Below are 10,901 nucleotides of genomic sequence, written 5' to 3'. Positions count from 1 at the left end.
GTGGTATCCGGTGAGGGCGCCGGACTTGCCGAGCGCGCGGTGACAAGGCACGACGAACGACATCGGATTGGCGCCGACCGCGGCACCCACCGCGCGGCTGGCGCTCGGCGCGCCGATGCTGGCGGCGATCGAGGAGTAGGTGCAGGCCTTGCCCATCGGGATGCGCAAGAGGGTTTCCCAGACGCGCAACTGGAAGTCGGTGCCGATCATCACCACGCGCAGCGGCTGGTCGGCGCGCCACAGTCTTGGATCGAAGATGCGCGCGGCGTAGGGCGCTGTAGAGCTCATGTCCTCGACATAGGCCGCGTTCGGCCAGCGGCCGGACATGTCGGCGAAGGCCGCGCGCTCGCCGCCGGGATCGTTGAAGGCGAGGCCGGCAAGCCCGCGGTCGGTGACCATGATCAGGGCGATGCCGAAAGGCGAGATGTGATAGCCGTAGCGGATGGTGAGGCCGGCGCCGCGCGTCTTGTAGTCGCCCGGCGACATCGCTTCATGGGTGACGAAGAGGTCATGCAGCCGTCCCGGGCCCGACATGCCGAGCTCGAACGAGGTTTCGAGCAGCGGCATGCCGGAATCGAGCAGCCGGCGCGCATGGTCGAGCGTGACCGCCTGCAGAAAGGCCTTGGGCGACAGGCCGGCCCAGCGGGTGAACAGCTTCTGCAGACCCGTCGGCGTCTCGCCGACCTCCTCGGCCAGATCCTCGAGCGAAGGTTGGTCGCGATAGTCGAGACTGATCTTCTCGATGGCGCGGCGCACGACCTCGTAGTCGCTGCCCTTGGGAGTAATTTCGTTCTCAAGGATCGCGGTCGGTTTCATCTGCGTATTCATGGTCATCTGGGCGTTCATGGCAATATCTCCTTGACCGCGAATATCGGTCTTCCCGCCCTTTGCCACCACCCGAAACTTGCCCTGCTGCCGCCCGCCCGCGACGTGCTTGAATTCCTACGGCAAGGCGTGGAAAGCCGGCCGCCGGATAACGCAAATTCGACAGTCAGCGCGCCCTGGCGGTCGCGAGCGCGCGCGAAAAAGCGGTGGCAAAGCTCTCGCGGGAGACGGGGTCGAGGAAGGACCCGATCGACACGATCTGTCCCTGTGCCTCTACCGCCATCCTGGTGATGCCGATCTCGGCATGGCGGGCGATTGAGAAGCGCGCCCAGAACGGATTGAAGCGGTGCGCCTCCGACCTGCCCGATGGCGCGGTCTTGCGAATGTCGAGGCTGGTGCGCGACACCGAGACTTCCTCGCGAGCGCGGGCGGCACGGTAATTGACGCGGAAGGCGATGTAGACGGCGATCACGTCGAGCCCGAAGAAGCCGAACACCGGCCAGGCGCCGCGCGACAGGAAGAAGGCGCCGGTGGCCAGCCAGCCGAAGGACAGCGCGCCCATAAGGACGATGAAGCCGGTGCGGCCGAGCGAGCGGTGCGGTGTCAGCAAGGCATGGAAGAAGGGCTCGTCAGCCTGGAAAGAGGCGTTTGTGTCGCTCATGCCTGGATATTATAGGAAGGGAATGGCAAGCCCCAAGACGAAAAAATCCCCGATGGCCAAAAATGCATTGCCGCCCGGCCGGCGCGACGGCTCGAACGCCAAACCGCGGCCGAGGCCGACGCGATCACGGCCCCTCTACAGCTCGGCCGAGGTGCGCGAGATTTTCCGGCGGTTTTCGGTGCAGCGACCGGAGCCGAAGGGCGAGCTCGAGCATGTCAACGCCTTCACGCTGCTGGTGGCGGTGGTGTTGTCGGCGCAGGCCACCGATGCCGGCGTCAACAAGGCGACGCGGGCGCTGTTTGCGGTCGCCGACACGCCGCAGAAGATGCTGGCGCTCGGCGAAGCGAAAGTCGGCGACTACATCCGCACCATCGGCCTCTGGCGCAACAAGGCCAAGAGCGTGATCGCGCTGTCCAAGGCGCTGATCGACGAGCATGGCGGCGAGGTGCCCGCCGACCGCGACCAGCTGATCAAGCTGCCGGGCGTCGGGCGCAAGACCGCTAATGTCGTGCTCAACATGGCCTTCGGCCAGCACACGATGGCGGTCGACACGCATATATTCCGCATCGGCAACCGCCTCGGGTTGGCGCCCGGCAAGACGCCGGAACAGGTCGAGCAGGGGCTGCTGAAGATCATCCCGGCCGAGTATATGCGCCATGCGCATCACTGGCTGATCCTGCATGGCCGCTATGTCTGCAAGGCGCGCAAGCTGGATTGTCCGGCCTGCGTCATCGCCGACATCTGCAAGGCGGCGGAGAAGACGGCCGAGATGCCGGCGCCGCTGGTGCCGATCGCGCCGCTTTCGGAGACGGTTGCCGCCGAGGCTTGAAGCGGTGCGCAACCCGGACGGAGACCGCGCCGCGCAGTTTCCCGGAATTGCTCAGGAGCCGTAGCCGCGCGCCATAGCCGCCGCGAAGACCGGGATCAGCAGGAAGATGAAGGCTTCGGCGCGGACATAGGTCTTGACCGAGGCGAGCTCCGCCGCCGGCACCTGGAAGCCGGGAGTGGCGCCGGTCTGCCGGTTCCAGGAGATGAAGCGGACGGTCGGGATGATCGACAAAAGGCCGACGATGACGAAGGCCGTCATCTTTGCCCAGAACATCCAGTTGTAGATGTAGAACTCCCAGCCCTTCAGGCCGTAGAAGACACGGCCGGCGCCGACGATGACGATCAGCGCGGCGATGATGCCGTAATGGCGGTCGATGCCGACAAGGCGCTTCAGCGTCGCGGCGGGCAGATCGCCGCGGAGCAGCACGAATTCGGCGCCGATGATGCCGGCCAGCGAAAACACCAGCAGATGATGGATGATGGCCAGCACGAGGTCGGTGGTATCCATGCATTTTCCTCTGGTTGGATGATATGCGGGCTGAATCAGATTTCCGCTAAGACTAGCATCGCCGGACAGAATTCCCAGACACGGCGGGCAGCTAGCTGCCCTGGCGTGATGGGACGTTCTGGTCTGGAGGATGATCCGGACCGCCGTGGCCCTTGTTCGGTGCGGGAGGTTTGCTAGGCGCCTTCTTGACGTTCAAGCGAGGCAAGTTCCATGGGCAGTCCAAAGGCAACCGGCGTGCCGGTCATCGAAACGGCGCGGACCATCCTGCGGGCGCACCGGCTGGACGATTTCGACGCCTACGTCGCCATGTGGGCCGATCCCGCCGTCACCCGCTTCATCGGCGGCAAGCCGCGCACGCGCGAGGAGAGCTGGATGCGCTTCCTGCGCCATGCCGGGCTGTGGTCGCTGATTGGCTATGGGTTCTGGGCGATCGAGGAGAAGGCGAGCGGCCGCTTCATCGGCGAGGCTGGCTTCCACGATTTGAAGCGCGATATCGAGCCATCGATCGATGGCGTGCCGGAGGCCGGCTGGGCGCTGGCCTCGGAAGCGCATGGCCGGGGACTGGCGAGCGAAGTGGTCCAGCGCGCTCTCGCCTGGGGAGACGTGACGTTCTCACCGGCCAGAACCGTCTGCATCGTCGATCCGGAAAACACAGCGTCGCTCAATGTTGCGGCCAAGTGCGGCTACAGGGAAATCCTGCGCACCACCTATCACGACAATCCGACGATCCTGCTGGAGCGGCGGTAGAGCCCCGTCATCCAGCCTTGAGCAGCTTTCGCGCCACGGCGTTCTGCGTATCAGCGTGCGGCGCGGCGCCGGGGTCTAGCAATTTCGTGCGTAGATCGAACGGTTGCGGCCTGGCGATCGCATAGCCCTGGGCATAGTCGACGCCGATCGATTTCAAGGCCGTGACGATGCTCTCGCTTTCAACGAACTCGGCAATGGTGCGCTTGCCCATCACCTTGCCGATATGATGGATCATCTCGACCATGGCACGGTCGATGCGATCCTCCAGCATGTCCTTGACGAAGCTGCCATCGATTTTCAGATAGTCGACGGGCAAGTGCTTCAGATAGGCGAAGGACGACATGCCGGAGCCGAAATCGTCGAGAGCGAAGCGGCAGCCCAGCTCGCGCAACTGGGCGATGAAGCGCATGGCGTTGGCGAGGTCGGCGATGGCGCTGGTCTCGGTGATCTCGAGGCAGATGAGCTTCGGCGGGATGCCGCTGATCTCGAACTGCTCGCGCAGGAAGTCGAGAAACGTCTCGTCGCCGAAGCTCGCCCCGGACAGATTGATGGCGCAGGTGGCGATCGGAGCGGCCGCTGGATCGCCAAGGCGCGCGGCCAGAACGGCGAAGGTGCCGCGCACGACCCAGCGGTCGATCGACGGCATCAGCCCGTAGCGCTCGGCTGCCGGAATGAAGCTGGCCGGCGAGACAATGGAACCATCCTCGTCCGTCAGCCGCAGCAGGATTTCGAGATGCGCCCCGCCTTCCGCCGCGGCGGCGCTGAGCGGCCATATCTCCTGGCAATAGAGCCTGAAGCGGTTTTCCTCCAGCGCGGCGTGCAGACGCTGCACCCAGGCCATTTCCGTGAACCGTTCCCGCAGGGCCGTGTCGCTGTCGCTATGCAGCTGAACCCGATTGCGGCCCTTTTCCTTGGCCATGTAGCAGGCGACATCGGCGGCCTGCAGGGTTTCTTCAAGCGTGACTTTGGCATCCACAATCTGGACCATGCCGATGCTGACGCTGATGGCGAACGGTCTTCCGGTCCATGAGAAATGCAGGTCTTGAACGGTCGCGCGCATCCGTTCGGCAATGTCGGCGGCGAGATCCAGGCTGCAATCGAGGAGGAGGACGCCGAATTCGTCGCCGCCCAGTCGCGCCAGAATGTCGCCCGGCCGAAGATCATTGCCGAGCAATATGGAGACCTGACGCAGCAGCTGGTCGCCGGCGGCGTGGCCGCATGTGTCGTTGACCAGCTTGAACTGGTCGAGATCCAGATACATCAGGGCGTGCTGCCCGGGTCGATGGTGCAAATCCTGGATGGCCTTCTGCAGGCGGCTCTCGAAGTCGCGGCGATTTGCAAGCCCCGTCAGTTCGTCGTGCGATGCTTGCCATGAAAGGCGCTCGATGTAGTCCTGTTCGCGCGTCATGTCGTGGAAGGCGAGCACGGCGCCGACGACTTCGCCGGACACCAAAAGCGGTGCGCCAGTCAGGGCAATGGGAACGACCGAACCGTCGGCGCGCTGCAGCAGTCGCGGGCGGGCATTGGAACGCCTCGGCTCGCCGGCCAGCAAGCGCTGGATCCATTGCGTCTCCTCGACGCCGCTGTCCTTGTCGACGAGCTTGAACAGTGATGCGATCGGTTTGCCTCTCGCCAGCTCGAACGTGTGCGCCAGCAGGCGTTCGGCGACAGCGTTCATGTAATCCAGCCGCCCATCGGAATTTGTGCTGATGACGGCCTGGCCGATCGAAGCAAGCGTGATCTGGGCCCGTTCGCGCTCGGCATTGAGCGCGTTCTGGAAAGCCTGGCGTTGCGCCAGGAGTTTGCGCGTGCGCCACACTGCTAGCAGGATGAGCAGAGCGGCTGTGGCGAGATTGGCCAGCGTCAATGCAATGTTGATGAAACGCGAACCCTCTCCCAGGCTGTCAGAGAACGCCTTGGACAGAGGGCCGATCTCATCGTTGAGCCGGTGGATCTCTGCCTTCCAGGCGCCGACCTGGTCCGACGATACCCGTCCTTCCGCGACCTTCCGGTGGATTGTCTCGCCCAACTCGTCGAGCGCCAGGATCATGTCGTCTGCAGCCGCCCAGCGCTGAATGGCGACGTCGAGGTAGCTGAACCAGCGAAAATTTCGGAACAACCAGATCATTCCCGCGACGTCGTCGGCGTGATTTCCACCCTGCACGAAACCGGCGCGCGCCGCCTCGGTGTCGGGCTCGGCCTGCTCAAGTGCCAGCCGCGCCGCATGATCGGCCAGCGGAACGGCAATTGCGGTGCGATACTCGTTGAAGAAATCCGTCTTGCCGGTATCGGCATAGAGGCTGAGGAAATAGATGGCCTCTTTCTGTCCTTTCGACCAATGGCTTTCGCCGCCGACGTAGGCGCGAACCGCCGAAAGCGTATAGAGGCTGCCGCCGGCGACCAGAGCCTGGACAAGGACCACGAGGATGAATGGCCAGACCAACCCGACAAGACGTGGGCTAGAAAGCGCCGGTGACAGCCTCATCAAGCTTCCATGGAAATTGCCATGGCCCCCGTGAACCCGCTGGGCCTGACCGAGGCAATTGCAGGCCAGGCGAAACCTCTCTCCCTCATGTCGCTGCTCGTCATGCGACAACAGCCCGAGTAGCATGTCGGCCTTAACAGCCAATAAACTTGCCGAGTATTTTTACTCGAGACAGCCTGTCTTCTTCCACAGGTTGCTTTCGCAAGGGTATAGGATAGGATTTTAGGCAAATACTATTGCAGTTCGACTGCTTCCAATTTGCCGGCGCTCGAAAGCCCGACAAATCGGGACCAAGTCATGGAAACAAAGTTCAAAGAGTTTCCAGTGCCTTATCGGCGATGAACGGCTTTCAAACTTGCTCGTTCGAGCATCGAGGCGTCTTCGCCGAAGGCGCGGGTGGCGCGAGCCGCCGCCTCGAGCAAGGGCGCGGTCATGCGGCGCAGAAAGGCTGCGTCCACGCGCGTTCTTGGGCCGGCAAGGGTGAGTGCGCCGAGAAGAGTCCGGCCGGGTCCAAAAACAGGCGCCGAGACGCCAGCCGTCTCGGGATCGCGGTCGCCCACCGACAAATGGTGATAGTCCGCGCGGATGGTATCGTAGGGCTCGCCCTGCTCGCCGGAGAACGCGGCGAGTACACGGCCGCCGGAACCCGCCAGCAAGGGCAGCACGTCGCCCTCGTGGATGGTGTAGCGGATCGGATGCTTGGATTCGACGCGGTAAAGGCAGGTGCGGACATCGCCGGAGCGGACATAGAAGGCGACGCTTTCCCAACTCCGCTCCGACAGATCTCGCATGATCGGCAGCAGGACATCCATCGCCACCACCGAGCGCTGGTAGAGCGCGCCAAGCCTGAAGGTGGCCGGTCCGATGCGATAACGCCCGTCGTCAAGCCGTTCCAGCAATTGGCCGCGCATCAGCGAGTTGGCCAGCCTCAGTATCGTGCTCTTGTAAAGGCCGGTGCGGGTCGCGATCTCGGCCAGGCCGAGCGAGCGATCGGCGGGCGTGAATGCGTCGAGAATGGCGATGGCGCGGTCGAGAGCGGCAACGCCTTCGGTGGAAGTCGGGCTGGCAGGTGTATTTTTCATCCCGATGATGATTTCATGTTGGTCGCCCCGTCCAGGCCAAGCCTGGATGATGCGATTTTGTCGTGGCAAAATCGTTCTGTCTAGTAGAATGCCATTCCCGTTGACAGAACGCAGTCACAAATGCTTGAACTCGAAGGCGGGTCTGAATTCAGGCCACGTCTTTGGCAGGCACCGGAGGAGGTGTCGTGATTTGGAGGAGTCCCATGCTGAACAGACGCAGATTCTTGACGAGCACCGCGGCCGGCATCGCGGCATTGCACTTCACACCCGCCTTCGCACAGGACGCGCCGCAACTCCAGATCTTCGTTCCCGCCGCGCCTGGAGGCGGCTGGGACCAGACGGCCCGCACGATCGACCAGGTGCTGCGTTCTGAAAAGCTGATCTCCGGCTCGCAGATCACCAATGTCGGCGGTGCCGGCGGCACGGTCGGCCTGCCGCAATTCGTCAATCAGTGGAAGGGCAAGGGCAATTCACTGATGGTGGCCGGCATGGTCATGGTCGGCGCCATCATCGCCAACAAGTCCGCGAACAACCTGACCGAAGTGACGCCGATCGCCCGCCTGACCGGCGAGTTCGAGGCGCTGGTGGTGCCTGCGGCATCGCCGTTCAAGACCGCCGCCGATTTCGTCGCCGCGCTCAAGGCCGATCCGACCCAGGTTCCGGTGGCGGGCGGCTCCGCCGGCGGTTCGGACCATATTCTGTTCGGGCTGATCGCCAAATCCGCCGGTGTGCCCGCGACCAACCTCTCCTATGTGCCATTCGCCGGTGGCGGCGAGGCGCTGTCGGCGCTGCTTGGCAACCAGGTGGCAGCCGGCATTTCCGGCTATGGCGAATTCTCCGAGCAGGTCAAGGCAGGTGCGCTCAGGCTGCTCGCCATCTCCGCCGATAAGCGCCAGGAAGGTATCGACGCGCCGACGCTGAAGGAGGCCGGCATCGATGTCGAATTGTTCAACTGGCGCGGCGTTTTCGCTCCACCAGGCGTCTCCGACGACGACAAGGCGGCGATGATCAAGCTGGTCGAGACCATGGCCAAGAGCGAGGCCTGGGCGACCGAGTGCAAGAATCGCAACTGGACACCAATCCTGCTCACCGGCGACGATTATGCCAAGTTCGTCACCGAGGACACCGCCCGCATCGGCGCCATCCTCAAGGATCTCGGCCTCGCCTGATGCCTTCCCCAGGCGGGTCGGCCGGCGCCGCTCCGCCTGGACCTTCGCCAGGCGCATGGACATGACATCCATCGCGGGCGAGACTGCGGTCAGGGCCGGCCGTGGGATGCCGGCCATCGAGGGAGGACATTCATGAGCACCAGCGACCAGCAGGCGCCGCCGCGCTTTGCCATACCCGAATTGTTGATCGGCGTCGGGCTTCTGGCCTGCGCCGCCGCCGTGGCCTGGCAGACGCTGGCGATCCCGGTGTCGCCGCTCTATTCCAAGGTCGGCCCGAGGGTCTTCCCCTACATCACGATGGCCGGCATGGTGATCCTGTCGCTGCTGCTCATCGTCGCGGCGCTTCGGGGCGGCTGGCAGCCCGACGAGGAAAAGGAGACGCCGACCGACTGGAAGTCGATGGGCTTCGTGGTTGCCGGCCTCGTCGCCAACCTTTCGCTCATCCATCCGCTCGGCTTCACCGCCGCCTCGGTGATCATGTTCGTTCTGGTCTGCTACGGTTTCGGCAGCCGGAGCCCGCTGCGCGACGCGCTGCTGGGCCTGATCCTGGCGCTCGCGGCCTATTTCGGTTTCGCCAGGGCGCTCGGCGTCAACATCGGCGCCGGTTTCGTCGAGAACCAGCTGAACACGGCGATCAACGCCGTCGTCGCCATGGTGAGGCGCTGACGCCATGGACACGCTCAACCAACTCGCGCACGGCTTCTCGGTCGCCTTCACGCCGGCCAACCTTTTGTGGTGCCTGGTCGGCACTACATTGGGAACGGCGATCGGTGTGCTGCCCGGCCTCGGGCCGGCGCTGACCATCGCGCTGCTTCTGCCGATCACCTACCAGGTGGCGCCGGAAGCCTCCTTCATCCTGTTCGCCGGCATCTATTACGGCGCTATGTATGGCGGCTCGACGACGTCGATCCTGCTCAACACCCCCGGCGAGAGCGCCACCATCGTCACCGCGCTCGAGGGCAACCGCATGGCCCGGTCCGGCCGCGGCGGCGCGGCGCTCGCCACCTCGGCGATCGGCTCCTTCGTCGCCGGCACCATCGGGACGCTGGGCGTCGCCTTCCTGGCGCCGATCGTGGTCAAGTTCGCATTGGCCTTCGGCCCGGCCGAGTATTTCTCGCTGATGGTGCTGGCCTTCATAACCGTCTCGGCGGTGCTCGGCTCGTCGTCGGTGCGGGGTCTCACCAGCCTGTTCGTCGGCTTCGTCATCGGCATGATCGGCGTCGACCTGCAGACCGGACAGCCGCGTTTCACCTTCGGCACGGGCGAGCTGCTCGACGGCGTCGATGTGATCATCGTCGCCGTCGGCCTGTTCGCCGTCGGCGAGACGCTCTACATGGCCTCGCGCCGCTATGCCGGCAAGGACGAGATCGTGCCGCTCAGGGGCTCGCTCTACATGACCGCCGCCGAATGGGCGCGCTCGTGGAAGGCGTGGCTGCGCGGTGCCCTGATCGGCTTCCCGATCGGTGCGATGCCGGCCGGCGGCGCCGAGATCCCGACCTTCCTGTCCTATGCGATCGAGAAGAAGCTGTCGAAGCACAAGGAGGAGTTCGGCACGGTCGGCGCCATCGAGGGCGTCGCCGGCCCGGAAGCCGCCAACAATGCGTCCGCCGCCGGCGTGCTGGTGCCGATGCTCACGCTTGGCCTGCCGACCTCGGCGACCGCCGCGATCATGCTGTCGGCCTTCCAGAGCTACGGCATCAATCCCGGACCGCTGCTTCTGACGACGCAGGCCAACCTCGTCTGGGGCCTGATCGCCAGCCTGTTCATCGCCAACGTCATCCTCGTCATCCTCAACCTGCCGCTGATCGGCCTGTGGGTGCGGCTGTTGAAGATCCCGGCGCCGCAGCTCTATGCCGGCATCCTGGTGTTCGCCACCGTCGGCACCTACGGCATCTCGCAGTCGCCGATCGATCTCGTCATCCTTTATCTCCTGGGAGCGGCCGGTTTCCTGATGCGGCGCTTCGATTTCCCGACCGCGCCCGTCATCATCGGCATGATCCTCGGGCCGCTCGCCGAAACGCAGTTCCGCCGCGCGATGACCATCGCCAATGGCGACTGGACGGTGTTCTACCGGCATCCGCTGTCGCTGACGCTGCTGACGCTGGCCTTCATCGGTCTCGTCGGGCCGCATATCTGGGCCTGGATCGAGCACCGGCGCCGGCGCGGACCGGAGCATGTGCCTGGCGATGCCTGATCGAACTGGAGCATCATGACAGACCTGCTTTCGGGCATCCGCGTCCTCGACCTGACCAATGTTCTGGCCGGCCCTTACTGCGCCTACCAGCTGGCGCTGCTCGGCGCCGACGTGATCAAGGTCGAGGCGCCGAATGGCGGGGATCTGGCGCGCCAGCTCGGCGCTTCGGCAAAACTCAACCAGGCTGGCATGGGCGCCTCGTTCCTGGCGCAGAACGCCGGCAAACGATCGGTCGTGCTCGATCTCAAGAAGGAGGCCGATCGCGACCGCTTCCTCGACCTGGTCGCCTCGTCCGATGCGCTGGTGGAGAACTTCCGGCCGGGCGTGATGGATCGGCTCGGTCTCGGCCATGCCAGCCTGAAGGCGGTCCGTCCCGGCCTCGTCTACTGCGCCATATCGGGG

General features: G+C 64.6%; 11 protein-coding genes. 6 read left to right on the top strand and 5 right to left on the bottom strand.

All coding sequences use genetic code 11. The features are described from left to right. Together EN781_RS14005 and EN781_RS14000 are read right to left on the bottom strand one after the other, a co-directional pair. The coding region (locus EN781_RS14005; protein WP_245492596.1) for a bifunctional helix-turn-helix domain-containing protein/methylated-DNA--[protein]-cysteine S-methyltransferase at positions 1-846 on the bottom strand (846 nt) is incomplete at its 3' end. Between the two features lie 145 nt (positions 847-991). Further along, the gene (locus tag EN781_RS14000; RefSeq protein ID WP_126058312.1) at positions 992-1,486 is read right to left on the bottom strand and encodes a DUF2244 domain-containing protein; all 495 of its coding nucleotides are present in this window, start codon (positions 1,484-1,486) and stop codon (positions 992-994) included. A 22-nt stretch (positions 1,487-1,508) separates the two neighbouring features. Between EN781_RS14000 and nth the strand changes: the two genes are divergently transcribed. Then, positions 1,509-2,315: an endonuclease III gene (gene nth, locus EN781_RS13995; RefSeq protein ID WP_126058313.1), complete on the top strand. Its 807-nt coding sequence runs from the start codon at positions 1,509-1,511 to the stop codon at positions 2,313-2,315. A 51-nt stretch (positions 2,316-2,366) separates the two neighbouring features. Here the strand turns inward: nth and EN781_RS13990 are convergent, their stop codons facing one another. Beyond that, positions 2,367-2,822: a DUF2214 family protein gene (locus tag EN781_RS13990; RefSeq protein WP_126058314.1), complete on the bottom strand. Its 456-nt coding sequence runs from the start codon at positions 2,820-2,822 to the stop codon at positions 2,367-2,369. Positions 2,823-3,032: 210 nt separating this feature from the next. Here EN781_RS13990 and EN781_RS13985 point away from each other — a divergent pair, with 210 nt between their 5' ends. Beyond that, positions 3,033-3,569 (top strand): GNAT family N-acetyltransferase, encoded by a 537-nt coding sequence (locus tag EN781_RS13985; RefSeq protein WP_126058315.1) that lies wholly within the window; start codon positions 3,033-3,035, stop codon positions 3,567-3,569. A gap of 7 nt (positions 3,570-3,576) precedes the next feature. Here the strand turns inward: EN781_RS13985 and EN781_RS13980 are convergent, their stop codons facing one another. Next, positions 3,577-6,054, bottom strand: coding sequence for an EAL domain-containing protein (locus tag EN781_RS13980; protein ID WP_126058316.1), 2,478 nt, complete (start codon positions 6,052-6,054; stop codon positions 3,577-3,579). A 329-nt stretch (positions 6,055-6,383) separates the two neighbouring features. Then, a complete protein-coding gene (locus EN781_RS13975; RefSeq protein WP_126058317.1) occupies positions 6,384-7,136 on the bottom strand; it encodes an IclR family transcriptional regulator in 753 nt (250 codons plus the stop codon). Between the two features lie 203 nt (positions 7,137-7,339). On the opposite strand from EN781_RS13975, the gene EN781_RS13970 reads away from it, so the two are divergent. The 4 genes from EN781_RS13970 to EN781_RS13955 form a co-directional block, all read left to right on the top strand. Then, positions 7,340-8,305 carry a tripartite tricarboxylate transporter substrate-binding protein gene (locus EN781_RS13970; protein WP_126058318.1) on the top strand — a complete coding sequence of 322 codons (966 nt, stop codon included), beginning with the start codon at positions 7,340-7,342 and terminating at the stop codon, positions 8,303-8,305. Between the two features lie 132 nt (positions 8,306-8,437). Next, positions 8,438-8,971 carry a tripartite tricarboxylate transporter TctB family protein gene (locus EN781_RS13965; RefSeq protein WP_126058319.1) on the top strand — a complete coding sequence of 178 codons (534 nt, stop codon included), beginning with the start codon at positions 8,438-8,440 and terminating at the stop codon, positions 8,969-8,971. 4 nt (positions 8,972-8,975) lie between these two features. Continuing rightward, positions 8,976-10,499 carry a tripartite tricarboxylate transporter permease gene (locus EN781_RS13960; protein ID WP_126058320.1) on the top strand — a complete coding sequence of 508 codons (1,524 nt, stop codon included), beginning with the start codon at positions 8,976-8,978 and terminating at the stop codon, positions 10,497-10,499. A 15-nt stretch (positions 10,500-10,514) separates the two neighbouring features. Continuing rightward, positions 10,515-10,901 (top strand): CoA transferase (locus EN781_RS13955; protein ID WP_189347565.1); only part of this gene is annotated, 387 nt, incomplete at its 3' end.

Source organism: Mesorhizobium sp. M4A.F.Ca.ET.090.04.2.1 (assembly GCF_003999085.1).
In the GTDB taxonomy this organism is placed as follows: Bacteria; Pseudomonadota; Alphaproteobacteria; order Rhizobiales; family Rhizobiaceae; genus Mesorhizobium.
The sequence above is the reverse complement of the archived record's forward strand: the minus strand, read 5'-3'. Positions and strand labels throughout refer to the sequence as shown.